Origin of the sequence: Pseudomonas sp. BSw22131 (assembly GCF_026810445.1) — a bacterium.
In the GTDB taxonomy this organism is placed as follows: Bacteria; Pseudomonadota; Gammaproteobacteria; order Pseudomonadales; family Pseudomonadaceae; genus Aquipseudomonas; species Aquipseudomonas huanghezhanensis.
In genome coordinates this window covers 5442024-5465883 of record NZ_CP113949.1, presented here as the reverse complement: position 1 = coordinate 5465883, position 23860 = coordinate 5442024, and the positions used below count along the sequence as shown (strand labels likewise).

Sequence of the window (23860 nt, the reverse complement as noted above, 5' to 3'; positions counted from 1 at the left end):
CTTAAGTCGATAAAGGCAGTACTGCCAGTGTCTTCGGCGAAAGCGCGGATGCCGATGGGGAGCCTTGATCAAGCCTTGGTTGTGATGATCTCGTACTTTGCCATCAATTGTTCTTTGCTCTCCACGTGGTTCTCATCGAGAGGAATGCAGTCTACGGGGCACACCTGCTGGCACTGAGGCTCGTCGTAGTGACCGACACATTCGGTGCACAGGTTCGGATTGATCACGTAGATCTCCTCCCCTTGAGAAATAGCCTCGTTCGGGCACTCGGGTTCGCAGACGTCGCAATTGATGCAATCGTCGGTGATGATCAGGGACATGGATACTCCTGCCACGGTCGATGCCGGGGCATATGAAAACTAATGCGACGAATTGTGCCGTATTAGCGTTCCAGATGCACCCAGGCTTCGACGCAATGCCCTTAGCGTTTGAACTTCTCGTTGAGGGCTTGCCCGACGGCCGGGTGGACGAATTTGCTGATGTCACCGCCTAACGCTGCGATTTCCCTGACCAGCGTAGATGAAATGAATGAATAGCGTTCTGAGGGGGTGAGAAAAAGACTTTCGACGTCCGGGGCCAATTGACGATTCATGTTCGCCAGCTGGAACTCGTATTCGAAGTCAGAAACCGCTCGCAGCCCCCGCAACAGCACATTGGCGTTCTGTTCCTTGGCAAAATGCGCGAGCAGTGTGGAGAAGCCAACCACCTCGACATTGGGCAAGTGCTTAGTCACTTCACGCGCCAGTTCCACGCGCTCTTCGAGAGTAAACAACGGGCTTTTCTTGGGGCTGGCTGCCACGGCAATGACCACTTGATCGAACAGGCGCGAGGCGCGTTCGACCAGGTCGCCGTGGCCCTTGGTGATCGGGTCGAAGGTGCCTGGATACAACACTCGGTTCATCGCGTCGTCCTGGTCGGAGTTCGTTGGGGATCTGGATGGTATATCAGCAGACTCTGTCGTGAAAGACGGAGAGTCAGGCCGCAAACCGTGTGCGGGCGACGCCTGGATCGACGTTGGCAGCCATCAAACCTTGAGTCGGGCCGCCAGCGCCGCCGTCAATTGAGCGCTCAGACCGTACACCGACAACTGTGGATTGGCGCCAATGCTGGTCGGGAATAACGAGCCGTCATGGATCGACAGATTTTCCAACTGGTGATGCCGCCCCAGACTGTCCGCGACGGCTAGTGCCGGATCCTCCCCCATCGCGCAGCCGCCCATCACGTGAGCGCTGCCCAGGCGGGTGCGGAAAATCTGCATGCTCAACCGGTCAATCATCGCGCGTGACTCAGCCAGTGTCTTCGAGGGCCGGGCGTCGGCGTGCACGGGCATTACGCGTTTGGCTCCGCCGGCAAACTGTATTTCAGCCATGCTGTGAAATGCCCGATGGATGCCATCCCACGCGTAGGAAGACACCTCGTAATCCAGCACCGGCGTCCGGTCGTTGCGCAATTGCACGCTGCCGCCGACGCTCTCCGGGTGAAAACCGTCGCGTAACAGGGCCAGCATCATGTGTGTATGGGGAAGTTGGGCCATGCGGTCGGCATTCTCCTGACCCAAACCGCCCAACAACGTACTGGCGAGCGAGGGTTGCAGGGGCGGGACTTCCAGCTTGTAAGCCATTGGGCCGTCGGTGCCGTCGATCCACTGGAAATGATCGGAATAAACCGATTGCGGCGCCCCGTAGAACGGATTGATCACCTCATCGAACTGCCCGGTCGAAAAGCTCGTCAGGTGCAGAAATGTGCGTTTGCCCAGTCTTTGATTGGGGTCAGGCGCCTGCGAGCGCATCAGCAGGGCGGGGCTGTTGATGCCACCCCCGGCCAGCACTGTGTGGCGGGCCTTGACCGTGATCTTTCTTCCGTTTGGCGCTACGCACCGGTCGTCCATGCCCAGGCATTCCACCCCTGAGACTTTGCCATTCTCAATGATCAGCGTGTCGGCGCGGGCCAGATACAGCAGCTCGCCGCCGTTTTCCAGCGTCGCGGGGATTGTCGTGACCAGCATCGACTGCTTCGCGTTGGTCGGACAGCCCATGCCGCAGTACCCCAGGTTCCAGCAACCGCGCACGTTGCGCGGGATCACTTTCCAGCTGTATCCCAGTGCTTCGCAGCCCTTGCGAATGACGTCATTGTTGGCGTTCGGCGGCATGATCCAGGGGGCGACGCCCAGGCGCTTCTCCATTTTTTCGAACCAGGGTGCCATCTCCGCGGGGCTATGCCCTTTGACACCGTGCGCATCGGCCCAGTGCATCAGGGTTTGCGCGGGTGTGCGAAAGCTCGACGTCCAATTGATCAAGGTCGTCCCGCCCACCGCCCGGCCCTGCAATACAGTAATCGCGCCGTCCTTGCTCATGCGGCCGATGCCTTCCTGATAGAGGGTGGAGTAGGCCTGATCCTCCAGCATCGTGAAGTCGGTGCTGGTTTTCAGTGGCCCCTCCTCGACGATCAGCACCTTGAGCCCGGCTGCGCTGAGGATTTGCGCTGTGGTGCCGCCGCCCGCGCCACTGCCGATGACGACCACGTCTGCCTCCAGCGTCAGGTCGTCATCGAGCCTTGAGCCGTCGTAGGTCTTCCAGCCCCTGGCAAGGCCTTCACGGAAGATATCGGGAACCGGCATAAAACCTCGGCTGCTTGTTATGAATAACGTCCGCCGCTCAGACTTTTGGCGGGCCTGGGTAGCCGCAATGCGCCCACGACGCCGGGCCGCTGTACCACGCCATCATGATCAGTTGCAGCAAGGCGCTGTGGCCCATGCGTAACAGTTTGATGGAGCTGTTTTCCCAGCGGTCCAGGAAGTGCTGAATATCCGTCGCATCAGCGTTTTGCCAGCGGCCCCAAATACCGGTCAGCGGCCCGCGCGTAATTGTCAGGGCCAACACGTCGAACAATTGCTGCGTCAGCTTGAACATTTCCGGCGACAGGTGGGCAAGGGCGTCATCGGCGCTGCGCAACGTCGCTTCGGTAGCGTCTTGGGATGACGTGCCCGACAGGCTGCCTTCAAGCATGACCGGGATAAGCGCCCTTAAAAATGGCAGGTCGCTGTCGCGCAGCACGCTGAAGCCATTGGCTGGGGTGCTGCTTGAGCAACCACTCAGGCTCGCCGTGACGCCAGCGGTGCTGAGAAAGGCGCCGGCACAGGCGCCAATTTTCAGCACGCCCCGGCGCGAAATGTCTGGGGTTTGAGGCAGTGGGTCGATCATGGTTTTTATCTTTATTGTCATTGCCGAACCATTACAGGAGCGCGCTCCTGCACATGGTGCCGATTCGTTATCGGATGAACAGTTTGTAGATCAACTTCTGAATGGCCTTCCCGTAAGGAGGATAGATCAGCCGTGCGGCGTTGAAGCGTTGCTTGATGAACACGCCTTTCGCTTTGCTGAACGTCAAAAAGCCTTCATGTCCATGGTAATGGCCCATTCCTGAGGCGCCGATGCCGCCGAACGGCAAGTCGTCTTGGGCGACGTGCAACAGCGTGTCGTTAAGACACGCTCCGCCGGAATGGGTCTGCTCCAGCACGCGCTGCTGCTCGGCTTTGTCGTAGCCGAAGTAGTAAAGCGCCAGGGGGCGAGGGCGTTGATTGATGTAGTCGAACGCCTCTTCGATACGGTCGTAAGGCACGACGGGCAGCAGCGGTCCGAAGATTTCGTCCTGCATGACAATCATGTCGTCGCTAACGTCGAGCAGCAGGCTGAACGGCATCCGCCTGCCTTGGCCCTGACCGAACAGCGAAATAACCTTCGCACCTTTGTCGCTGGCATCGGCGAGGTAACTGTCAAGCCTGGCCATCTGCCTTGGATTGATGATCGCGGTGTAGTCCGGATTGTCAGCGAGCGTCGGATAAAACCCGCTGACCGCCTGTCGATAGGCCTCAACGAATCCCTCCACACGGTCTCGGGGCACCAGGACGTAATCAGGGGCTACGCAGGTTTGACCGGCGTTGAGCGTTTTCCCAAAAGCGATCCGTTCTGCGGCGTCCTTGAGCGGCACATCGCGAGCAATGATTGCGGGAGATTTGCCACCCAGCTCCAGTGTGACCGGCGTCAGGTTTTCTGCCGCAGCCCGCATCACATGCCGGCCGATGCTGGTGGCGCCGGTGAACAATAAATGATCAAACGGCAATCGCGAGAACGCCATGCCGACCTCCGCTTCGCCCAGCACAACGCTGACCAAATCCTGCGGAAACACCGTGGCAAAGAGCCGCTTGATCACGTGTCCCGTTGCTGGCGTGGACTCGCTGAGCTTGAGCATTACCCGGTTGCCAGCGGACAGCGCACCCACCAGCGGCCCGATGGCGAGGAACAGCGGGTAATTCCACGGCACGATCACCCCGACAACACCCACTGGCTGATACATGACCTTCGCCGACGCAGGCTGAAAGGCCAGCCCGACTGTGCGCCGTGATGGTTTCATCCACTTTTTCAGATGACGACAGGCGTAATGAATGTTGTGCAAGCTGGGCATCAGCTCGGCGAGCAGGGTTTCATCGGCGCTGCGATGACTGAAGTCGCTGCTGATGGCGTCGATCAATGCCTGTCGCTCGTTGCTGAGCAGCGTACGAAGCGTCTTCAGCCATTGAAGGCGTTGCTCCGCCGTTGGCATCGGATTGGCCGCGAAGGCCCGACGTTGATCGGCAAATGCCTGCTCCAGTGAGCTGTGCTGAAGGTCTGGACGATCTGACGCTTGCAACGGCACGGACTCGGCAGGCATCTTGGCGGTTCCTTTTAGAGTTTTAGGACTTTTCTAGAGTCAATGCTCTACAAAGTCAACATCCTACCTTCGCGGAAGACATGGAGTCTCGATGCGCACGGATTACCTGGCGTTCTTCTTCTCGCTGTTTCTGTCCCGACTGGCCGATCAGATTCTGTTGTTCCTCGTGCCGTTGATTGTCTTCCAGGCCACCGGCAGTGCGTCATGGGCCGGGTTGGCATTCTTTGTCGAGACGCTGCCGCGTTTTCTGGCTTTCCCTTTTTGCGGCGCGCTGTGCGACCGGTTTTCACCGATCAAAGTCCTGCACATCAGTCAGGCTTATCGTGCGGTGTCCTGCGTCGTGGCCGTGCTCTTGTATGCCGCGTTCGATGGCATTTACTGGCTGGTCATTTTGTCGGCGGTGTGTGGCGTGCTGACGACCCAAGGCGTGATGGCGCGTGAAGTGCTGATGCCGCAGGTGTTCGCGCAGTACCGCTACGCCAAAACGCTGTCGTACTCGCAAATTGCCGATCAGGCAGGGCTGGTTATCGGGCCGTTGCTGGCGGCACTGCTGCTTGAGGTTTTCGCATGGCATGAGGCAGTGATGGGGGCCGCTGCGCTCTTTTTGCTGGCCGATCTGGCGATGTGGGTCTGGAAGCGTCACGCCGTAATCACGGTGCCGCGCGCCGAGGAGCAAACGGACATCTGGATCACTCCACTGAAAATCGCATTCGGGCATATCGCGTCGACGCCCGAATTGCAAAAAATCATCACCTTGGCGTTCGGCGTGAACCTGATAGTGGGTGTGACGCTGGCGACCTCGGCTGCCATGGTGATCGGTTCCTTTGGCGAAACCAAGGACTACTTCGCCGGGCTTCAGGCGGGCGGGGCCCTTGTCACCATCGTTATCTTGTTCGTGCTGGCGAAAGTGGAGTTGCCCTTGAGGCTGCTGGGCGCTGCCTCGTATTCGTTGATCGCGCTGGGCGCGCTGATATGCGCGACAAGCCCAGGGTCGAGAGGTTATGTGGGTGGTTTTTTGCTGATTGTCGGTTTCGACAAGATGTTCAATATCTACATCCGCAGCATTCGTCAGCGAGTGATTCCGGTGCGTGATTTTGGCAAAACGGTGGGCGTGATTACCTTGCTTAACAACCTCTCCCAGCCACTCGCCGGGTTACTGGTCGGATTACTGGCGACCTCGGCAGGGCCGCGCGGCGTAATCCTCGGCTTGCTGTTGCTGACCTGCGTGATCGGAGCGGCGGCCACACGGATGTTCAAAACAACTGTCGCCTCGGCTGCCGATTCTTGAAGGCTGCACCCGGGCTGAATGCTTGCGTTAAGATCTGGCATCCCCTGTTACATCTGGACATTCGAGCTGAACATGGCCCCACGCATCAAAACCCGTGAGCGCATCGTGCAGAACAGCCTTGAGCTGTTCAATCAGCAGGGCGAGCGCAGTGTCAGCACTAACCATATCGCGGCGCACATGGAGATTTCGCCGGGTAATCTCTATTACCACTTCCCCAACAAGCAGGCGATCATCGCCGAGCTGTTCACTGAATATGAGCAGCGGGTGGACAGCTTTTTGCACCCGCCCAAAGGTCGCCTGCCAACCGTCGAAGACAAGCGGCATTACCTCATGGCGATCCTCGATTGCATGTGGCGCTACCGTTTTCTGCACCGAGATCTTGAGCATCTGCTCGAAACCGACCCGGAACTTGCTGCGCGCTACCGGCGTTTTTCCCAGCACTGCCTGATTCAGGCAACGGCCATTTACGGGGGGTTCGTCGAGGCGGGAATCCTTGCCATGGACAACGTGCAGATTGAATCTCTGACGCTCAATGCGTGGATCATCCTGACGTCCTGGGTGCGGTTTCTCTGCACGATGCGCGAGAACGCTGCTTATTTGAGTGAAGACGCCATCCGCCGCGGCGTGTACCAGGTGCTGGTCCTGGAAATGGCCTACGTCACACCGCAGGCACGCAGCGCGGTCACCTCGCTGTGTGAAGAATTTTACGTTCCACTGACCCAGTCACTGGAGGATGCGGACTGAAGCTTGTCTATGTGTTCATATCAAACGCTTGATCCTCTTTTTATTGCCTGCAGGAGCCCGTCATGTCCATCGCGCAACTGATCAGCCCGTCACAACTGGCCGAGCGCCAACAAGAGCCTGGGTTGGTGATTCTCGATTGTCGTTCCTCCCTCGAAGATCTGGATTACGGACAGCGCAGTTATGCGGAGGGACACATTGAGGGATCTTGCTACGCGGATTTGCTCAATGATCTGAGTGGCGCTGTCAAGAAAGGTGTGACCGGTCGCCATCCGTTGCCTGATGCCGACGTTTTGATTGATCGATTGCAGACGTGGGGCGTGAATAGCGACAGTGACATCGTGCTCTATGACGACGGCCCCGGTGCCTACGCTGCGCGCGCATGGTGGCTGTTGGCGTGGCTGGGCAAACGCGATGGCGTGTTTATCCTCGACGGTGGCTTGAAAGCCTGGCACGCGGCAGGCTTGCCGTTGAGCCTGGATTCGCCGACACATAAACACGGTTTTTTCAGCGGCCAGCCAGATCCATCGCTGGTGCTGACAGCCGATGAGCTTCAGGCACGTCTTGGTCAGCCTGAAATGACCTTGATCGACGCGCGAGCACCTGCGCGTTTTCGGGGAGAAGTTGAGCCGATCGACCCGGTGGCGGGGCACATTCCGGGCGCTCAATGCGCCGCGTTCACTGACAACCTTGGCCCGGACGGGCGGTTTTTGCCGGCGCAGCAGCTCAAGCAGCGTTTTGCCGAAAAGCTGGCGGGTCGCTCGCCCGACCATCTGGTTGCGTACTGCGGTTCCGGGGTGACGGCCTGCCATAACCTCTTTGCGTTGTGTCTGGCGGGATATCCACTGGGAGCCTTGTACGCAGGCTCATGGAGCGAATGGATCACCGATACCCAGCGCGAAGTGGCAACCGGCGATTAAGGGGGACTGGCTGCGCAGCGGCCCGAATCGGCGCTTTGGTTCAGCCTGACACACCGCGGTGTCAGGTTTTACTGCCGTTGCCCGGCAGATCGTCAGCAAGCTGGACTCCCACGCCCTTCGGGCAGAATCAGAACGCGCCAATTCCTGTAGGAGCGCACGAGCAGCGCGAGGCCGCGATGGGCTGCGCAGCGGCCCCAACCCAGACACCTCGATCACTCTGAAACACCGCCTACTGACTGACCTACAAACCGCGAGCGCCGTGCACGTCCAGCAACCACGCCGGGATACGGCGTTCCAGGTAGTAGGTTGGCTTGTTGATCGAGCCATCGACAAAGCCGACGTGGCCGCCGTGTGGTTGCAGATCGAATTGAATGCTGGCCGAGAGCTCCGACAACTCGGGCAGGCTGTGCTTGAACACGAATGGATCATCCAGCGCCTGAATCAGCAGCGTCGGTGTACGGATATCTCCCAGAAAGTAGCGACTTGAGGCCCGTCGATAATAATCGTTGGCATCGGTGAACCCGTTCAGAGGCGCAGTTACCCGTCCGTCAAAGTCCCAAAAGGTGCGCATGTTTTCCAGCGAGCCCAAGGCCGCGAGTTCCGCAAGCCCCTCGCTCAGTCCTTCGTGTTGAAAGCGCCGTTGTTTGTCCTTGATGTAGCCCACCATCTCACGCATGAAATGCCGCTGATAAACCTTGGAAAACCCTTGCCCGATGCGGTCTGCGCACTCGTCCAGACGAAACGGCACCGACACGGCGACAGCCCCGTGCAACTGGCTGTCCAGGCCTGACTCGCCAAGATGCTTGAGCAAAATGTTGCCGCCCAGTGAATACCCCACCGCATACAGCGGCGCGAGCGGACGGGCTGCGCGCAGGTGGGCAATGACAGCTGCGAGGTCTTCGCTGGCGCCGGAGTGATAACTGCGTGGGAGTAAGTTGGGCTCGCCGGAACACCCGCGCCAGTTCAGGGCGACGCTGGCCCAGCCTTGCTTTGCCATGGCGTATTGCAAGCCAGCGACGTAGGGCGAGTTGGAAGACCCCGTCAGACCGTGCAGCACCAGCACCAGAGGTGCGTCAGCCTCCTGCGGGCCGTGCCAGTCCATGTCCAGAAAATCGCCGTCTTCCAGCCAGATCCGCTCGCGCGTGCGGTCCAGGTGAACGGTCTTTCGCCACAGCGGCCCCCACAAGGTTTGCAGGTGAGGGTTGCGCAGGCCAAGGGCGGGTTTGAAAGACAGCGGACGAGAAGTCTGCACGTGCAACTCCGGCGACGGTTCACGGATGTAAAGCGGGGTGTCAGCTTGGCGTTACGCTTCTTTCCCACAGCGCGTAGTACACCTGTCCGGCTTTCTTTTCTCGGTGCAGGCGCCAATTGCCGGGTAAGCCGAGCGTTGACGGGGCCGTTTCGCTTTCAGTGTAAATCCACGCGTCATCGGCCAGCCAGTTACGCTCCTCCAGCAATGTGCACGCTGGCACGAGCAGGTTCTGGTGGAAAGGCGGATCCAGAAAGACCACGTCGAACTGCTCGGCAGGCTGCGTCTCCAGATAGCGCAATGCATCGTCCTTGGCTGCTTTGCCGACGGTGCATTGCAGCGTGCCCAGATGTTCACGCAGGTTGGAAACGGCGGCAGAGTTGCTGTCCAGCGCCAGGCCCATGCTTGCGCCGCGAGACAATGCCTCCAGATACAAGGCGCCGCTGCCCGCGAACGGGTCAAGCACCCGGGCGCCTGCTATGTACGGTGCCAGCCAGTTGAAGACGGTTTCCCGAACCCGATCCGGCGTAGGGCGCAGGCCTGGGCTGTCAGGGAAACTCAAACGACGACTGCGCCATTCGCCGCCGATAATCCGCAAGTGGCCGAGGCCTGTATGGATTTTGTGCCCTTTGTGGATGCGGGGCGGCTTGGTAGTAGACATTAATGCTCCGGAACGCCGAGAGGTTTCTCGGCCGGTTTATCAGTGGGCAGCGGCAGCGGTTTCTGTGGCACGGTCGGACCGGCAGTCACAATGACCAGCTTGTCTGCATCGAGGTGTTTGTTCATGACGGCCTTGACCTGATCGACGGTCAGCGCCTGCGATTGCTGCATGAAGTTCTCGAGGTAGTTCAGCGGCAGGTCATAAAAGCCGATGGCGCCCAGTTGGCCGACAATCGCAGCGTTGCTGGCGGTCGACAGCGGAAAGCTTCCCGACAGTTCGCGCTTGGCATCATCGAGTTCTTTTTGGGTAGGCCCGTTGGCAAGGTAGTCACGGACGATGTCCTTGACCAGCTTCAAGGTGTTCTCACTGAGTTCGGCGCGGGTTTGCAGCCCGATCATGAATGGGCCTTGAGCCTGCATCGGCGTGAACCCCGACGACACGCCATACGACAGGCCACGTTTTTCACGGACCTCGGTCATCAACCGGCTACCAAAACCGCCCCCGCCCAGCACTGAGTTCCCCAGCGAAAGTGCTGCGTAATCCGGATCGGCACGGTTGATGCCCAGCTCGGCCAGCATCAGGTGCGTCTGCTTGGACGGGAATTCGATGTGAGTCTCGACGGCCTTGGGCTCGACGGGTTGCGGCATCTTTGGCAACGCCGGGCCTTTGGGCAACGAAGCGGAAACCTGTGCAGCAACCGCTTCGGCTTCGCTGCGAGACAGATCGCCCACCAGCGCGATCACGGTGTTCCCGGCAGCGTAAGCCTTGGCGTGGAACGCCTTTAACTGAGCGACGGTGATCGGCGGAATGCTTTTGGCATTACCTTCGCTGGAGTGCGCATAAGGATGGTCGCCGTACAGCCGCTTGAACAACTCGTCCCCAGCCAGCTTTCCAGGATTCTGCTTCTGGTACTCAAAGCTTGCCAGCAACTGGTTTTTGATCCGCGCAAGGGAATCTGTCGGGAACGTCGGCTTGCCAACCACTTCAGAAAACAGCTTCAACGCCGGCTCGCGCTTATCGGCCACGCTCAGGCTGCGCAGCGAAGCCACCGCCATGTCACGGTAAGAGCCGTTGCCGAAGTCAGCGCCCAACCCTTCGAAGCCTTCGGCGATGGCGCTGACGTCCTTGCCCTTGATGCCCTCGTTGAGCATGGCATTGGTCACCAGCGCGATTCCGGGGATTTTCTGGTCCTGGCTGCTGCCCGCTGCAAAGGTCAGGCGCAGGTCGAACATCGGCAGTTCGTGGGCCTCGACGAACAACACCTTGGCGCCTTCGGCGGTTTTCCAGGTCTGGATGTTCAGGTCGCGGCGGGCAGGCGCTTTGCCGTCGAGTTCTTTAAGCGATTGTAGCGTGTTGGCCGGGTTGGCCTGGGCCGGTGCCTCGGCGGTGGCATCAGCCACTGCGCTGTTGGCGCCCAACAAAGTCAGGGTCATGGCGATCAGCAGCATGCTGGCCCGTGGTCGCGCAGGGCATTTAGCGTTGCGCTTATTCATGGGATTTCTCCTCGGGCAAAACATGCGCGATGGCAAGGCGTTCGCGGGTGAAGTAGGTGCGAGCCGCCTTCTGGATGTCTTCCGGGGTCACGCTTTGCAGGGCGTTGAGTTCGTCGTCGATCAAGGTCCACGACAGGCCTACCGTTTCCAGTTGGCCGATGGTGGTTGCCTGGCTGGTGATCGAATCGCGCTCGAACACCACGCCTGCAATGACCTGGGCACGGACTCGCTCAAGCTCCTCTTTTGAAGGCGGTTTGGTCTTGAGTTCATTGAGCAGGCGCCAGATGCCGGCTTCGGTGTCTGCGAGGGTTTTTTTCTTCTGCGCGTTCGGCGTGGCGTTGATCGTGAACAGCGTGTCGCCTCGGGTGAAGGCGTCGTAATCCGAGGATGCGCCGCTGACGAGTTCCTCGCCGCGCTCAAGACGCGCCGGAATACGCGCGCTGTAGCCGCCATCGAGCAGTGCGGAGATCAAACGCAGAGCGTTGACCATGCGCGGGTCATCTGCGGTCGACAGGCTCGGCACGTTGAAACCGTACATCAGGCTCGGCATCTGCGTGGCTACGTGCACGGTGATCTTGCGCTCACCGGGTTCGGCCAGCTCCAGCGGTTTTTTCGCAGGCGGCACGTCGCGGCGCGGTATCGGGCCAAAGAAGCGCTCGGCCAACGCCTTCACTTCGTCAGGTTTCACATCCCCCACGACCACCAGTGTCGCGTTGTTCGGGACGTACCAGGCTTCATACCAGTGGCGCAGTTCCTCGACCTTCATCCTGTCCAGATCTGCCATCCAGCCGATGGTCGGCGTGTGATAGCCGCTGGCGGGATAGGCCAACGCCTTGAATCGCTCGTACGCCTTGGAGTGCGGCTTGTCATCGGTGCGCAGGCGGCGCTCCTCTTTGATGACTTCTATTTCGCGGCTGAACTCTTCAGGCGGCAGGCGCAGGCTTGCCATGCGGTCTGCTTCGAGTTCGAAGGCGACGCCCAGGCGGTCTCGCGCCAACACTTGGTAATAAGCCGTGTAGTCGTCGCTGGTGAAGGCGTTTTCCTCAGCCCCCAGGTCGCGCAGGATCAACGAAGCCTCGCCGGGACCGGCCTTGGAGCTGCCTTTGAACATCATGTGCTCAAGTGCATGAGACAAGCCCGTCTGGCCCGGCGTCTCGTAGCTTGAGCCGACCTTGTACCAGACCTGGGAGACCACGACGGGTGCGCGATGGTCTTCGCGGACGACGACCTTGAGGCCATTGTCGAGCGTGAATTCATGAGTGGCTTGTACGTCGGCAGCCGTGGCTGTCAGAGGCAGGCAAATCGTGCTGAGCAGCAGGCCTGCGGCGCAGCGGGCTAGAGCATTCATTCGTAATCGGAACCTTCAAAGCGGCCAGCTTGAACTTAGCGCTGGCGGGCGCGGGGGTGTTAGGATAGCGGCCAGTTTGCTTGCCGACTATGGCTAAGACGTGTGCTTGGGAATCGGACTACGAACAAATAGTCTTGCCAGCGCTAACCTGTAGGCGCTGCCGAAGGCTGTGAAGCCGCCCCAGACGGACTTGCGCTCAGCCGGCCGATGAACAAGCGGACATAAAAGCAGTCTGTTTCGCATCAATAGAATTTTTCAGAGGCGCCGCTCTGGCGCGTCGCTACCGTGAGATAGCCGTCCTCCATGTTTGGTTCCAACGACGACAAGAAGACCCCAGCCCCGGCTGGCGAAAAAAAAGGCCTGTTCGGATGGCTGCGCAAAAAGCCGCAGGAAACCGTCGCCGATCAGCCCCAGGACTTATCCCCAGCAGCGCCTGAGCCGGTTGTCGAGCAGACGCCAGTCGTTGCTGAGCCGCAGATTGCCCCGGCAATTTCGACCGAGCCAGCGCCCCAGGTCGTAGCGTCGGTCGAGCCTTCACGGTTCACCGAACCACCCGCCGCCGACAGTGCCAATTTCCAACCCTGGCTCAAGCTTCCCGTAGCAGAAGAGCCCGTCGCCCTTACCGACGAGCAACAGCCGCATGTAACCCCAGAGATCCCGACGCATACCGCCTCGCATGTCGAGCCCGCAAACGTCGAGCCTGTCGCTGCCGAGCTGCCAGTCACCGTCGCGCCGGTAACTCCTGAGCCGGTCATCGAGCCGGTGCCGGTCTTCAAGGCGCCTGCGCCTGTCGTTCAGCCTGAGCCAGTGGCGCCGGTTGTTGCGGCTGTCGTTGCGCCCGTGGAACCAACGCCGGTGGAATCAAAACAGCCGGGGTTCTTCGCACGTCTCAAGCAAGGTCTGTCGAAGACCAGCGCCAGTCTTGGCGAAGGCATGGCCAGCCTGTTCCTGGGCAAGAAGGCCATCGACGACGACATGCTCGATGAGCTTGAAACACGTCTGTTGACGGCCGATGTCGGCGTCGAGGCTACATCGCTCATCGTGCGAAACCTGACGCAAAAGGTCGCGCGCAAGCAACTGACAGACAGTGATGCGCTTTACGCATCGCTGCAGGCCGAGCTGACCGCCATGCTCAAACCGGTCGAAGCACCGCTGGTCATCAAGAGCGAGCACAAGCCGTTCGTGATCCTGGTGGTCGGCGTCAACGGCGCAGGCAAAACCACCACCATCGGCAAGCTGGCGAAGAAGCTGCAGCTCGACGGCAAGAAAGTCATGCTGGCCGCAGGCGATACGTTCCGCGCTGCGGCGGTGGAGCAGCTTCAAGTATGGGGCGAGCGCAACAATATTCCCGTGATCGCCCAGCACACAGGTGCTGATTCCGCGTCGGTGATTTTCGATGCCGTGCAGGCCGCCAAGGCTCGTGGTGTCGATGTACTGATCGCTGACACCGCCGGTCGTCTGCACACCAAAGACAACCTGATGGAAGAGCTGAAAAAGGTTCGCCGGGTGATAGGCAAGCTCGACGCCGAGGCGCCGCATGAGGTGCTGCTGGTACTGGACGCAGGCACCGGTCAGAACGCTATCAACCAAGCCAAGCAGTTCAATCAGACGGTCAATCTCACGGGCCTTGCGTTGACCAAGCTGGACGGCACGGCCAAAGGCGGCGTGATTTTTGCGCTGGCCAAACAATTCGGCCTGCCAATCCGCTATATCGGGGTCGGCGAAGGCATTGATGACCTGCGTACGTTCGAGGCTGAGGCGTTCGTTCAGGCCTTGTTCGCGGAGCGGGAGCGCACATGATTCGTTTCGAGCAGGTTGCAAAGCGCTATCCAAACGGTCACGTCGGCCTTCATGAGCTGAGTTTCCGCGTGCGCCGTGGTGAGTTTCTGTTCGTGACCGGGCACTCCGGCGCAGGCAAGAGCACGTTGCTGCGCCTGCTGCTGGCGATGGAGCGTCCTACCTCCGGCAAGTTGCTGCTTGCGGGCCAGGACCTGGGCCAGATCAGCAACGCGCAGATTCCCTTTCTACGCCGGCAGATTGGTGTGGTCTTCCAGAATCACCAGTTGTTGTTTGATCGCACGGTGTTCAACAACATCGCGTTGCCATTGCAGATTCTCGGGCTGTCGAAGGCTGAGATCACTAAACGCGTTGATTCCGCGCTGGAGCGTGTGGCGTTGTCGGACAAAGCCGAGTTGTACCCCGGGGACTTATCTACCGGCCAGCAGCAGCGCGTCGGCATCGCCCGCGCCATCGTTCATCGCCCTGCGTTGCTGCTGGCTGACGAACCCACGGGTAACCTCGACCCACGATTGGCTGCGGAGATCATGGGTGTTTTCGAAGACATCAACCGCTTGGGCACAAGCGTGCTGATCGCAAGTCACGACTTGGCGCTGATCGCACGCATGCGTCATCGCATGCTGACCCTGCAACGCGGTCGACTGATCGGTGACGGGGAGGCCGGGGTATGAGTGCTACCCGTAGCCCTAAAGTATCCGAGCGTGTCGCGCCAAAGGCCGGCGAGCCTGACCCGAAGAAGAAAAAGCGTAACGAAGACGACGGTCCGGATTTCGGCACGCTGTTTCATGCCTGGATCGAGGCGCATCGTTCGAGTGTGATCGACAGCGTACGCCGCTTGGGCAAGCAACCTATCGGCAGCTTCTTCACCTGTCTGGTCATGGCCATTGCACTGAGTCTGCCAATGGGTTTGTCGCTGTTGCTGAGCAATGTCGAACGCTTGGGCGGGTCATGGCAGCGTGCAGCGCAGATCTCGCTTTATTTGCAACTGGATGCCTCACCCAGCGAGGGAGATGCGCTGGTCGGCCAGATAAAAGGCATGCCCGGCGTCGCCGATGCGCAGTACATCAGCCGCGATCAGGCGCTCAATGAGTTCCAGCAGCAGTCGGGTCTGGGCGAGGCTTTGAAAGAGCTGCCTGAGAATCCTTTGCCGGGCGTAGTGGTCGTGACTCCGGATGAAGTTGACAAACCGGCGCTGGAGGCGTTACGTACGCGTCTAGCCGAATTGCCCAAAGTTCAGCAGGCTCAACTGGATCTGGTCTGGGTAGAGCGACTGGCGGCTATTCTCAAGCTGGGTGACCGCTTCGTGTTCGGCCTGACAGTACTGCTGGTGCTTGCACTGTTGTTGGTCATCGGTAACACCATCCGTCTGCACATCGAGAACCGTCGTACGGAAATCGAAGTCATTAAACTGGTGGGCGGCACTGACAGCTACGTGCGCAGGCCCTTCCTTTATATGGGCGCGCTGTACGGGCTGGGAGCAGGGCTCCTGTCGTGGGGTGTTTTGGCGTTTGGCCTTAACTGGTTGAACGAGTCCGTCGTCAGGCTCGCCGGGTTGTACGGCAGCAATTTCTCCCTGGCTGGAGTGCCGCCCGCAGACGGGTTGTCGCTATTGCTAGGGGCGGTGTTGTTGGGGTATATCGGTGCGTGGATTGCAGTGGCGCGCCATTTGAGAGAGCTGGCACCTCGTTAAGTTATTGTTCAGTTAGTCCATGTATATTTTGTCTCATCTATTGACTTTTCAGCTCAGGGAACTTGTTTAGCGGTCCCCGGTCAATTTCGCAGTGCTGAACTGCACGAATACGTGAGTCGGAGGTTTTTTCGTATGACCACTTCTTTGCAACCTGCTTATGCCTTGGTCCCGGGTGCAAACCTGGAGGCCTATGTGCACACGGTCAACAGCATTCCGCTGCTGACACCTGAGCAGGAGCGTGAACTGGCCGAGAGTCTCTATTATGAGCAGGATCTTGGGGCGGCTCGGCAGATGGTGCTCGCCCACCTGCGTTTTGTTGTGCATATCGCACGCAGTTATTCCGGATACGGTTTGGCCCAGGCCGATCTCATCCAGGAAGGTAACGTCGGCTTGATGAAAGCCGTGAAGCGTTTCAACCCTGAGATGGGTGTTCGTCTGGTGTCCTTTGCAGTCCACTGGATCAAGGCTGAGATTCACGAATTCATCTTGCGCAACTGGCGCATCGTGAAAGTCGCGACGACCAAGGCCCAGCGCAAACTGTTCTTCAATCTGCGCAGCCAGAAGAAACGTCTGGCCTGGCTGAACAACGAAGAAGTGCATCGTGTGGCCGAAAGCCTCGGCGTTGAGCCACGTGAAGTTCGCGAGATGGAAAGCCGTTTGACCGGTCACGACATGGCGTTCGACCCGGCTGCTGAAGCCGACGACGACAGCGCGTTCCAGTCGCCTGCCAACTATCTGGAAGATCATCGCTACGATCCAGCGCGTCAGCTGGAAGATTCCGACTGGACCGATACGTCCACCGCGAACCTGCACGAAGCGTTGAACGTCCTTGATGACCGCAGCCGTGACATTCTCTACCAGCGCTGGTTGGCAGAGGAAAAGGCCACGCTGCATGACTTGGCAGAGAAGTACAACGTCTCGGCCGAGCGTATTCGCCAGCTGGAGAAGAGCGCGATGAACAAGCTAAAGGTCTCCATCGCTGCGTAAGCGCGAAACGGTAGAACTGAAAACGCCCCGATCTGATCGGGGCGTTTTTTTTTGAGGTGCTACGACTTTTTGTAGGCGTTATCAAAACGCTGCAACCGTGATGCATGCTTTTGGCTTTTGCTTCTGCCGAAGGCGTGGGAGTCCGGCCGGGCGGCGTTCCGTTTACCGACGATCTGCCGGGAACCGGCAGCAAATCCAACGCACTCGGTGTGTCTGGCTCAGCCGAGGTGGCTGATCCTTGGGGCCGCTGTGCAGCCCATCGCGGCCTCGCGCTGCTCATACGCTCCTACAGGGATTTTTGGTGCGCTTGGGTTTTGATTTTTTCCCTCGGGCGTAAAGGCTTGATCTTGAAGCTTTTGATTCTGCCGAAGGCTGGCCGATCATTTTCAATCAGGAGGGATTTGCTGGCGGTGGATGTGATTACCAGCGCCGACTGTGATTGAGTCCGGTCAGATACTCATCACCGCCCAATTGCCGCATCTGCTGACGAATCCAGCCAGCGCGTCGCGACACATAGCTGCTGGGTCGACTTGCACTCCATTCCCGAGGATTGGGAAGTACCGCCGCCAGATAACTGGCCTGCTGTGTCGAGAGCTGACTGGCATTGACGTTGAAATGATGTTGCGCCGCTGCCTGTGCGCCAAAAACGCCGTCATCCCATTCGACGCTGTTGACGTACACCTCAAGAATCCGCTGTTTTGACCACAGGATTTCGATCAGGCCGGTAAACCAAGCCTCCAGCCCCTTGCGCAGGTAGCTGCGGCCGGACCACAAAAACAGGTTTTTCGACACTTGCTGGCTCAACGTACTGGCACCGCGTATCGAACCGCCGCGCTCGTTGTGAGCCAGTGCCGCCTGAATCGCATCGATGTCGAAACCCCAATGCTCGGCGAACTTTTGGTCTTCGCCGGCAATAACGGCGATCTTCAGGTCGTCGGAGATTTTATCCCAGGGTTCCCAGTCTCGTTGCAGGTCAATGGGTTGCCCGTTGAACCACGATTCGACCTTGCGTTCTACCATCAGCGCGGTGAACGGCGGTGGCACCCACCGCAAAATCAGAACCAGCACGACACTCGCTGCGGCGAACCAGAGCAGGACTTTGACAACACGTTGAAGCAGTAAACGCAGCATAGAGATGTCTTGGCCGAACCTGTCGAGCGGGCCATTATACAGACCATGCGCCAATGAATGATTTTTGACTGGAGTTCCACATGCTTCGAACCTTCCTGATGCTGGCTGCTTTCTTTGGTTTCACCGGCGTTGCCCTCGGCGCGTTTGGCGCTCACATCCTCAAAAATCGCCTGAGCACCGAATACATGGCGATTTTCCAGACAGGCGTTTTGTATCAACTGATCCATGCGCTGGCGCTTTTCGGGGTAGCGCTGCTGGCCATGCAGATCCAGGGACGCCTGGTCACTTACGCAGGCATCGCCTTCACACTGGGCATCATCCTGTTCTCTGGCAGCCTTTACCTGCTGAGCCTCACCGGTGTCACCAAGCTGGGCATCATCACCCCGATTGGTGGCCTGTGCTTCTTGCTCGGTTGGGCAATTCTGGGCTGGACCGCCTGGCAGTTGGGCGTCGAAACCCTCTGATCGGCGCACCATGTGACCAACGCCGCGCGAGACGAATGGCGCGGCTTGGCCTTGGTCCAGCCCGACTGATCGGGCTAGAATGCTCGCCCTCTAAAATGAAGGCTGCCGACCCCGCATGCGCATTCAGTTGAACGGCGAACCCTATGAACTGCCCGACGGCGAAACCGTTGCGGCGCTGCTGACCCGCCTTGAGCTCACCGGTCGGCGAATAGCGGTCGAACTCAATCTGGACATCGTCCCGCGCAGCCAACATGCGTCCACGTCCCTGCGCGAAGATGATCAGGTCGAAGTGGTCCATGCGATCGGTGGCGGCTAGATCAGCATCTGGCGCTGCACCGATCCAGCAACAGCAAAAACCTCAACCCTGAAGAGGATTTCCGATGAGCAACGTTCGTAGCGACAAGCCCTTCATCGTGGCCGGTCGGACTTTCCAGTCGCGCCTGTTGGTAGGCACAGGCAAGTACAAAGACATGGAAGAGACCCGCTTGGCCATCGAAGCCTCGGGAGCGGAGATCGTGACCGTTGCCGTGCGCCGGACCAACCTGGGCCAGAACCCGAACGAGCCGAACCTGCTCGATATCCTGCCGCCAGATCGTTACACCATCCTGCCGAACACCGCAGGTTGCTACGACGCCATCGAGGCTGTTCGCACCTGCCGCCTGGCTCGTGAACTGCTTGACGGTCACAACCTGGTCAAGCTGGAAGTGCTAGCCGACCAGAAGACCCTTTTTCCCAATGTCATCGAAACCCTCAAGGCCGCTGAAACGCTGGTCAAGGACGGCTTCGACGTGATGGTGTACACCAGCGACGACCCGATCATCGCCCGGCAACTGGCCGAAATCGGCTGCTGCGCAGTCATGCCGCTGGCTGGACTGATCGGCACGGGGCTGGGGATCTGCAACCCGTACAACCTGCAGATCATTCTGGAAGAATCCAAAGTCCCGGTGTTGGTCGATGCCGGAGTCGGCACTGCCTCCGACGCCACCATCGCCATGGAACTGGGCTGCGAGGCGGTGCTGATGAACTCGGCAATCGCCCATGCGCAGCAACCGGTGTTGATGGCTGAAGCCATGAAGCACGCAATTCTGGCAGGTCGCATGGCGTACCTTGCTGGCCGTATGCCGAAAAAACTCTATGCCAGCGCGTCCTCGCCGCTGGATGGCCTGATCAAGTAAGAGCCTGTTGATGATTGACTCACAAACGCCAGACCCACTTCTCGAAGAAGAAGTGATGAAAGAAGAAGACGCAAGTGCGGCAGGCGATGAGCGCCAGCATCGGCGCATCAAAAGTTTCGTGATGCGTGCTGGCCGCATGACCGAGGGCCAGCAACGCGGTCTGGATCAAGGCACGCCGCTGTTCGTGCTGCCTCTGGCCGAGTCTCCGGTCGACTTCGATCAGGTCTTCGGCCGCTCTGCGCCACGCACGCTGGAAATCGGCTTCGGCATGGGCCATTCGCTGCTTGAAATGGCTGCAGCGGCGCCGGAGCATGATTTTATCGGCGTTGAAGTGCATCGGCCGGGTGTTGGCGCATTGCTCAATGGCGTGCTGACGCAAGGTTTGACTAATCTCAGGGTCTACGACTGCGATGCGATTGAGGTGCTCAACCGCTGCGTGGCGGATAACAGCCTGGATCGCTTGATGCTGTTTTTCCCGGACCCATGGCACAAGTCACGCCACCACAAGCGTCGTATCGTCCAGGCAGAGTTCGCCGAGTTAGTGCGCTCCAAGTTGAAACCCGGCGGCGTACTGCACATGGCAACCGATTGGGAGCCTTACGCCGAGTACATGCTGGAAGTGATGAACGTCGCGCCGGGTTATCGCAACCTGGCCGAAGATGGTAAATGCGTGCCGCGCCCTGCAGAGCGACCTATTACGAAGTTCGAGCGCCGCGGCGAGCGTCTCGGGCATGGCGTTTGGGATTTGAAGTTCGAAAAACTGTCCTGATTGCTTCCTGGATCAAGCGCCCGCTATCAAGCGGGCGCGCTTCGGTCGTTCTCGTGTGAAAAGTCCTACTTGTTTTAGAGAGTGATCCACTCCCACGGGTAGACGCGTCCGGCGTTTTTAATCCGACCATCCACATACCCTCTCGCGGTTGCATATTTTCTTCCTAGCGAGAGTGTAAAAAATGAAAAAACTAATGGGTCTGGCTGCGGTTGCAACCTTGATTGCTACCACGAGCGGCTGCGTCAGCTACAACATGAGCCAACCTGCTGCACCCCTTTCGGGCGAAGTTAAAACCGACCTGAAAGCTGATGTGAAGGTTGGTGAAACCATCACCGGCGAGTCGTCGACCAATGTGTTGTTCGGCTGGTTGAACATCGGTGGAGACCACCAGTTCGCCGATGGCGTCACTTACGGTGCAGGCGGCGGTTCCGCAATGGGCCTGCCGCTGCCGGATCCAGTCGCCAATGCCAAAGCAGCAGCGGCCTACAAAGCTGTTAAATCTTCAGGCTCTGACCTGATCGTTGCACCGCGCTACGAAGTCACCGTCAAGGACTACTTCATCTTCAAACAGGTGAACGTCAAAGTGACCGGCAACAAAGGCAGCATCCAGAGCATCCGCTGACAGGTGCGCATTACGGGCCCGGCGCACCCGCATCTGGCCTGAAAAAAAGGGGAAGCTTCGGCTTCCCCTTTTTCATGATTGCACCACCTGTAGGCGCGAATTCATTCGCGAGAGTCCCGTAAGGCCCACAGATTTTCGTCGCGCGAGCCATCTATTCGCGAACGAATTCGCTCCAGCAGATGGCGGACGGCAATCGCGATCACTTGCGATCAGCGATCACTCCAATCAGTACCAAAACCACCAGCAATACCGGTGCAAGGCTGTAGTTGTTGAATTGGCTCAGGCCGCGCACCACCCACGGCGTGGCGTAGATCAGCGCCGCGCCGCTGCCGATGGTGCAGAGCAGCGCCATGACCGGAATGCGCAACGCGCCCGCAAAACTGCTGAGGCGGCCTTCGATCCAGCCTTTGATGTCAGCGCCAAACAGGATCAACAGACAACCCACCAAGGCCAGCGCGATTTCTGAGAGATTGCTACGGCTCCAGCGCGAGACGGTGGCGAGCAGGTCGAGAATGAGGTCCATGCAGTGTCCTTAACGAAGCCTAAATGAGGAAGTATTGCAGCAGATCATTGAGAAACAGCTGGCCGTGTGAAGTGGCGACAAGACGTGTCGGGTCAGTCTCCAGCAAGCCGCGTTGTTCGGCCTGTTGGCGGGCGCTGGCCAGAGATTCGACACTCAGGCCGGTGCGCTGCTGGAACAGCGCAGCGTCTACGCCATTTGTCAGTCGCAGCGCGTTCATCAAAAACTCAAACGGCAGTTCTTCGGCGTTGAGTGTTTTCTCCCCCGCCTGAAAAGGCTTGGCCGGATTTAGATAATCTTTCGGCAAACGGGTTTTCCAGGTGCGCACGATGCGGCCATCAGGGTGGCTCAATTTGCCATGGGCACCGGCACCGATGCCGATAAAGTCGCCGAAGCTCCAGTAGTTCAGGTTATGCCGGGCGGGTTTTCCCGGCTGGGCGTAGGCCGAGACCTCGTACTGCGCGTAGCCGTATTCCGCGAGCAGGGCCTGACCTGCCTCCTGAATGTCCCAGAGCGTGTCGTCTTCGGGCAAGACCGGCGGCTGATTCCAGAACACAGTGTTGGGCTCAAGCGTCAGCTGATACCAGGACAGATGCGTTGGGCCCAGCGCGATAGCCTGGCGCAGATCGCTCAGCGCATCGTCTTGAGACTGGTCCGGTAACCCGTGCATCAAATCCAGGTTGAAGTTATCGAAGCCAGCGTTGCGCGCCATATCTGCCGCTCGCACCGCTTCATCACCATTGTGAATTCGGCCCAAGGCTTTGAGTTTGGCTTCCTGAAAGCTTTGAATCCCGATCGACAGGCGATTGATGCCCAGCCCGCGATACGCGCTGAACTTGGCTTGTTCGAACGTACCGGGATTGGCTTCAAGCGTGATTTCGATGTCTGGCGCGAAACGAATCCGCTGTTCAACGCCCTTCAGCAAGCGCCCCAGCGAATCGGCACTGAACAGGCTGGGGGTGCCACCGCCGAAGAAGATCGATGTCAGTTCGCGGCCGTAAACGTGATGCAGATCCTGATCCAGGTCCGCCAGCAGGGCGTCGACGTATTCATCTTCAGGCAGTACGGGGCTTGCCGTGTGCGAATTGAAATCACAATACGGGCATTTGCGCACGCACCACGGGATGTGGATGTACAACGACAGCGGTGGCAGTTGAGGCAGCGCGGCGCGTGGTGCTTCTGACGAAAATCCGGCCTCGCCGAGATACAGAGGCCGTGCGGTGGAGTCTTGGGTCATTTCAAGCCCAGACGCTGTCGCAGAATCGCCATGGCGCGGGCACGATGGCTGAGCAGGTTCTTGCCGGCCGGAGTCAGTTCGGCACTTGAGCAATCGCGCTCAGGCACCCAGAACAGCGGGTCATAACCGAAGCCATCTGCGCCGCGTGCGGCTCGCAGGATCCGGCCTTGCCACAGACCTTCGCAGATAATCGGCAGCGGGTCATCGGCATGCCGCACCAGCGCCAGCACGCAGACAAATTGAGCGCCGCGCTGATCGTCCGGCACGTCCTTCAATGCTTCCAACAGCTTGGCATTGTTGGCGGCATCGCCTTGACCATCGGCATAACGTGCGGAGTAAATCCCGGGCGCGCCTCCCAGAAAATCCACCGCCAGCCCTGAATCGTCCGCCAGGGACGGCAGACCGGAGAGCCGCGCCGCATTGCGTGCCTTGAGGATCGCGTTCTCAATGAACGACAGACCCGTTTCCTCTGGCTCGACGGCGCTGAACTCGCCCACCGAGCGCAGCTGCACGCTGTTGCCGAGCATGGCCTGGAGTTCTTTCAGTTTGCCAGCGTTATGGCTGGCCAATACGAGCTGGGTGAGTTTCATTATTGGTCCGAAAAGATTTCCTGGTTGAAGCTGAACGCATGTGCGTCGCCGTCGCCTGCTTTCACGTTGACCGTGAAGGTGTAAATAGCTGAAGCGTCAGGGTCCACCGCGAACTGTGCGAGGTAATTGACCGAGCCACTCATGTTGCTCTGCTTGAACGTCAGCGGTTTGCTTCGACCGGTCAGGTCTTTTACCGAGCCCGTCACGTTGGCCGGGACTGTCTTGCCATCCTTGATGGCCACAATGTTGAGCACACCCTGGCTTTTACTGCGAATGACACCGGCTTCCTGAGCGATGGACGGTTGCAGATTGCCTGACGCAAAAGCGTTGTAGTGAACGGTCAGGTCGCCGAATTGCTCCTGTCTCTCCGGCTTCGCATTGTCGGCGGCCATCAAAGGCGCGGCCAGCGCGAGCACGAAGAGGGCACAAAGCAACGCAGTCAGGCGACGCATGATCGTTCTCCTTGTTTCG

27 protein-coding genes are annotated in these 23860 nt (G+C 59.1%); 13 read left to right on the top strand and 14 right to left on the bottom strand.

Translation table 11 applies throughout. The annotated features are described in order from the left end of the window. Positions 1-68 precede the first annotated feature (68 nt). From OYW20_RS24730 to OYW20_RS24710, 5 genes are all read right to left on the bottom strand, one after another. Entirely contained in the window at positions 69-320 is a 252-nt protein-coding gene (locus tag OYW20_RS24730; RefSeq protein WP_268798481.1) for a YfhL family 4Fe-4S dicluster ferredoxin, read from the bottom strand. Positions 321-421: 101 nt separating this feature from the next. Continuing rightward, on the bottom strand, positions 422-901 hold the full coding sequence (gene coaD / locus OYW20_RS24725) for a pantetheine-phosphate adenylyltransferase (RefSeq protein WP_268798480.1): 480 nt from the start codon (positions 899-901) through the stop codon (positions 422-424). 123 nt (positions 902-1024) lie between these two features. Next, the gene (locus OYW20_RS24720) at positions 1025-2617 is read right to left on the bottom strand and encodes a GMC family oxidoreductase (protein WP_268798479.1); all 1593 of its coding nucleotides are present in this window, start codon (positions 2615-2617) and stop codon (positions 1025-1027) included. 37 nt (positions 2618-2654) lie between these two features. Next, on the bottom strand, positions 2655-3200 hold the full coding sequence (locus OYW20_RS24715; RefSeq protein WP_268798478.1) for a twin-arginine translocation pathway signal protein: 546 nt from the start codon (positions 3198-3200) through the stop codon (positions 2655-2657). Between the two features lie 67 nt (positions 3201-3267). Continuing rightward, on the bottom strand, positions 3268-4707 hold the full coding sequence (locus OYW20_RS24710) for a coniferyl aldehyde dehydrogenase (protein ID WP_268798477.1): 1440 nt from the start codon (positions 4705-4707) through the stop codon (positions 3268-3270). 91 nt (positions 4708-4798) lie between these two features. Here OYW20_RS24710 and OYW20_RS24705 point away from each other — a divergent pair, with 91 nt between their 5' ends. The 3 genes from OYW20_RS24705 (at position 4799) to OYW20_RS24695 (ending at position 7656) form a co-directional block, all read left to right on the top strand. Continuing rightward, a complete protein-coding gene (locus OYW20_RS24705) occupies positions 4799-5995 on the top strand; it encodes an MFS transporter (protein WP_268798476.1) in 1197 nt (398 codons plus the stop codon). Between the two features lie 72 nt (positions 5996-6067). Next, complete coding sequence (locus OYW20_RS24700; RefSeq protein WP_268798475.1) at positions 6068-6739, top strand: TetR/AcrR family transcriptional regulator; 672 nt, start codon at positions 6068-6070, stop codon at positions 6737-6739. Between the two features lie 62 nt (positions 6740-6801). After that, complete coding sequence (locus OYW20_RS24695) at positions 6802-7656, top strand: sulfurtransferase (RefSeq protein ID WP_268798474.1); 855 nt, start codon at positions 6802-6804, stop codon at positions 7654-7656. 241 nt (positions 7657-7897) lie between these two features. Here the strand turns inward: OYW20_RS24695 and OYW20_RS24690 are convergent, their stop codons facing one another. The 4 genes from OYW20_RS24690 to OYW20_RS24675 are packed head-to-tail and all read right to left on the bottom strand — an operon-like array spanning position 7898 to position 12407. Continuing rightward, positions 7898-8908 carry a hydrolase gene (locus OYW20_RS24690; RefSeq protein ID WP_268798473.1) on the bottom strand — a complete coding sequence of 337 codons (1011 nt, stop codon included), beginning with the start codon at positions 8906-8908 and terminating at the stop codon, positions 7898-7900. A gap of 40 nt (positions 8909-8948) precedes the next feature. Continuing rightward, a complete protein-coding gene (rsmD, locus tag OYW20_RS24685; protein WP_268798472.1) occupies positions 8949-9566 on the bottom strand; it encodes a 16S rRNA (guanine(966)-N(2))-methyltransferase RsmD in 618 nt (205 codons plus the stop codon). Then, complete coding sequence (locus OYW20_RS24680; protein WP_268798471.1) at positions 9566-11059, bottom strand: M16 family metallopeptidase; 1494 nt, start codon at positions 11057-11059, stop codon at positions 9566-9568. The genes rsmD and OYW20_RS24680 overlap by 1 nt, the downstream gene beginning before the upstream one ends. Beyond that, a complete protein-coding gene (locus OYW20_RS24675) occupies positions 11052-12407 on the bottom strand; it encodes a M16 family metallopeptidase (protein ID WP_268798470.1) in 1356 nt (451 codons plus the stop codon). Before OYW20_RS24675 ends, OYW20_RS24680 begins: the two co-directional genes overlap by 8 nt. 303 nt (positions 12408-12710) lie before the next feature. Here OYW20_RS24675 and ftsY point away from each other — a divergent pair, with 303 nt between their 5' ends. The 5 genes from ftsY (at position 12711) to OYW20_RS24650 (ending at position 17324) form a co-directional block, all read left to right on the top strand. Continuing rightward, positions 12711-14207 carry a signal recognition particle-docking protein FtsY gene (gene ftsY, locus OYW20_RS24670; protein ID WP_268798469.1) on the top strand — a complete coding sequence of 499 codons (1497 nt, stop codon included), beginning with the start codon at positions 12711-12713 and terminating at the stop codon, positions 14205-14207. Then, positions 14204-14875, top strand: coding sequence for a cell division ATP-binding protein FtsE (ftsE, locus tag OYW20_RS24665; RefSeq protein ID WP_268798468.1), 672 nt, complete (start codon positions 14204-14206; stop codon positions 14873-14875). Before ftsY ends, ftsE begins: the two co-directional genes overlap by 4 nt. Then, positions 14872-15894, top strand: a complete 1023-nt coding sequence (ftsX, locus tag OYW20_RS24660; RefSeq protein WP_268798467.1) for a permease-like cell division protein FtsX — start codon at positions 14872-14874, stop codon at positions 15892-15894. Before ftsE ends, ftsX begins: the two co-directional genes overlap by 4 nt. A 132-nt stretch (positions 15895-16026) precedes the next feature. Then, positions 16027-16881, top strand: coding sequence for an RNA polymerase sigma factor RpoH (gene rpoH / locus OYW20_RS24655; protein ID WP_268798466.1), 855 nt, complete (start codon positions 16027-16029; stop codon positions 16879-16881). Between the two features lie 104 nt (positions 16882-16985). After that, complete coding sequence (locus OYW20_RS24650; RefSeq protein WP_268798465.1) at positions 16986-17324, top strand: hypothetical protein; 339 nt, start codon at positions 16986-16988, stop codon at positions 17322-17324. Here OYW20_RS24650 and mtgA read toward each other — a convergent pair. After that, positions 17302-18012 (bottom strand): monofunctional biosynthetic peptidoglycan transglycosylase, encoded by a 711-nt coding sequence (gene mtgA / locus OYW20_RS24645; RefSeq protein WP_268798464.1) that lies wholly within the window; start codon positions 18010-18012, stop codon positions 17302-17304. The genes OYW20_RS24650 and mtgA overlap by 23 nt on opposite strands. An 80-nt stretch (positions 18013-18092) precedes the next feature. On the opposite strand from mtgA, the gene OYW20_RS24640 reads away from it, so the two are divergent. From OYW20_RS24640 to OYW20_RS24620, 5 genes are all read left to right on the top strand, one after another. Continuing rightward, positions 18093-18476 (top strand): DUF423 domain-containing protein, encoded by a 384-nt coding sequence (locus tag OYW20_RS24640; RefSeq protein ID WP_268798463.1) that lies wholly within the window; start codon positions 18093-18095, stop codon positions 18474-18476. Between the two features lie 115 nt (positions 18477-18591). Next, positions 18592-18792 (top strand): sulfur carrier protein ThiS, encoded by a 201-nt coding sequence (thiS, locus tag OYW20_RS24635; protein ID WP_268798462.1) that lies wholly within the window; start codon positions 18592-18594, stop codon positions 18790-18792. Between the two features lie 64 nt (positions 18793-18856). Next, the gene (locus tag OYW20_RS24630) at positions 18857-19651 is read left to right on the top strand and encodes a thiazole synthase (protein ID WP_268798461.1); all 795 of its coding nucleotides are present in this window, start codon (positions 18857-18859) and stop codon (positions 19649-19651) included. Positions 19652-19706: 55 nt separating this feature from the next. Beyond that, a complete protein-coding gene (trmB, locus tag OYW20_RS24625) occupies positions 19707-20420 on the top strand; it encodes a tRNA (guanosine(46)-N7)-methyltransferase TrmB (RefSeq protein WP_268801227.1) in 714 nt (237 codons plus the stop codon). Positions 20421-20601: 181 nt separating this feature from the next. Continuing rightward, positions 20602-21042, top strand: a complete 441-nt coding sequence (locus OYW20_RS24620; protein WP_268798460.1) for a hypothetical protein — start codon at positions 20602-20604, stop codon at positions 21040-21042. 199 nt (positions 21043-21241) lie between these two features. Here OYW20_RS24620 and OYW20_RS24615 read toward each other — a convergent pair whose 3' ends face one another. Genes OYW20_RS24615 through OYW20_RS24600 form a run of 4 tightly spaced genes read right to left on the bottom strand, consistent with a single transcriptional unit; the run spans position 21242 to position 23841 of the window. Beyond that, a complete protein-coding gene (locus OYW20_RS24615; protein WP_268798459.1) occupies positions 21242-21565 on the bottom strand; it encodes a DUF3392 domain-containing protein in 324 nt (107 codons plus the stop codon). A 19-nt stretch (positions 21566-21584) separates the two neighbouring features. After that, on the bottom strand, positions 21585-22799 hold the full coding sequence (gene hemW / locus OYW20_RS24610; protein ID WP_268798458.1) for a radical SAM family heme chaperone HemW: 1215 nt from the start codon (positions 22797-22799) through the stop codon (positions 21585-21587). Next, positions 22796-23392, bottom strand: coding sequence for an RdgB/HAM1 family non-canonical purine NTP pyrophosphatase (gene rdgB, locus OYW20_RS24605; protein ID WP_268801226.1), 597 nt, complete (start codon positions 23390-23392; stop codon positions 22796-22798). Before rdgB ends, hemW begins: the two co-directional genes overlap by 4 nt. Then, positions 23389-23841, bottom strand: a complete 453-nt coding sequence (locus OYW20_RS24600) for a DUF4426 domain-containing protein (RefSeq protein WP_268798457.1) — start codon at positions 23839-23841, stop codon at positions 23389-23391. Before OYW20_RS24600 ends, rdgB begins: the two co-directional genes overlap by 4 nt. Between the last annotated feature and the right edge of the window lie 19 nt (positions 23842-23860).

Coding starts and splice junctions, on each gene's coding strand:
- OYW20_RS24730 (WP_268798481.1), bottom strand. CDS start 320: ATGTCCCTGATCATCACCGACGATTGCATCAATTGCGACGTCTGCGAA.
- coaD (WP_268798480.1), bottom strand. CDS start 901: ATGAACCGAGTGTTGTATCCAGGCACCTTCGACCCGATCACCAAGGGC.
- OYW20_RS24720 (WP_268798479.1), bottom strand. CDS start 2,617: ATGCCGGTTCCCGATATCTTCCGTGAAGGCCTTGCCAGGGGCTGGAAG.
- OYW20_RS24715 (WP_268798478.1), bottom strand. CDS start 3,200: ATGATCGACCCACTGCCTCAAACCCCAGACATTTCGCGCCGGGGCGTG.
- OYW20_RS24710 (WP_268798477.1), bottom strand. CDS start 4,707: ATGCCTGCCGAGTCCGTGCCGTTGCAAGCGTCAGATCGTCCAGACCTT.
- OYW20_RS24705 (WP_268798476.1), top strand. CDS start 4,799: ATGCGCACGGATTACCTGGCGTTCTTCTTCTCGCTGTTTCTGTCCCGA.
- OYW20_RS24700 (WP_268798475.1), top strand. CDS start 6,068: ATGGCCCCACGCATCAAAACCCGTGAGCGCATCGTGCAGAACAGCCTT.
- OYW20_RS24695 (WP_268798474.1), top strand. CDS start 6,802: ATGTCCATCGCGCAACTGATCAGCCCGTCACAACTGGCCGAGCGCCAA.
- rsmD (WP_268798472.1), bottom strand. CDS start 9,566: ATGTCTACTACCAAGCCGCCCCGCATCCACAAAGGGCACAAAATCCAT.
- OYW20_RS24680 (WP_268798471.1), bottom strand. CDS start 11,059: ATGAATAAGCGCAACGCTAAATGCCCTGCGCGACCACGGGCCAGCATG.
- OYW20_RS24675 (WP_268798470.1), bottom strand. CDS start 12,407: ATGAATGCTCTAGCCCGCTGCGCCGCAGGCCTGCTGCTCAGCACGATT.
- ftsY (WP_268798469.1), top strand. CDS start 12,711: ATGTTTGGTTCCAACGACGACAAGAAGACCCCAGCCCCGGCTGGCGAA.
- ftsE (WP_268798468.1), top strand. CDS start 14,204: ATGATTCGTTTCGAGCAGGTTGCAAAGCGCTATCCAAACGGTCACGTC.
- ftsX (WP_268798467.1), top strand. CDS start 14,872: ATGAGTGCTACCCGTAGCCCTAAAGTATCCGAGCGTGTCGCGCCAAAG.
- rpoH (WP_268798466.1), top strand. CDS start 16,027: ATGACCACTTCTTTGCAACCTGCTTATGCCTTGGTCCCGGGTGCAAAC.
- OYW20_RS24650 (WP_268798465.1), top strand. CDS start 16,986: ATGCTTTTGGCTTTTGCTTCTGCCGAAGGCGTGGGAGTCCGGCCGGGC.
- mtgA (WP_268798464.1), bottom strand. CDS start 18,012: ATGCTGCGTTTACTGCTTCAACGTGTTGTCAAAGTCCTGCTCTGGTTC.
- OYW20_RS24640 (WP_268798463.1), top strand. CDS start 18,093: ATGCTTCGAACCTTCCTGATGCTGGCTGCTTTCTTTGGTTTCACCGGC.
- thiS (WP_268798462.1), top strand. CDS start 18,592: ATGCGCATTCAGTTGAACGGCGAACCCTATGAACTGCCCGACGGCGAA.
- OYW20_RS24630 (WP_268798461.1), top strand. CDS start 18,857: ATGAGCAACGTTCGTAGCGACAAGCCCTTCATCGTGGCCGGTCGGACT.
- trmB (WP_268801227.1), top strand. CDS start 19,707: ATGAAAGAAGAAGACGCAAGTGCGGCAGGCGATGAGCGCCAGCATCGG.
- OYW20_RS24620 (WP_268798460.1), top strand. CDS start 20,602: ATGAAAAAACTAATGGGTCTGGCTGCGGTTGCAACCTTGATTGCTACC.
- OYW20_RS24615 (WP_268798459.1), bottom strand. CDS start 21,565: ATGGACCTCATTCTCGACCTGCTCGCCACCGTCTCGCGCTGGAGCCGT.
- hemW (WP_268798458.1), bottom strand. CDS start 22,799: ATGACCCAAGACTCCACCGCACGGCCTCTGTATCTCGGCGAGGCCGGA.
- OYW20_RS24600 (WP_268798457.1), bottom strand. CDS start 23,841: ATGCGTCGCCTGACTGCGTTGCTTTGTGCCCTCTTCGTGCTCGCGCTG.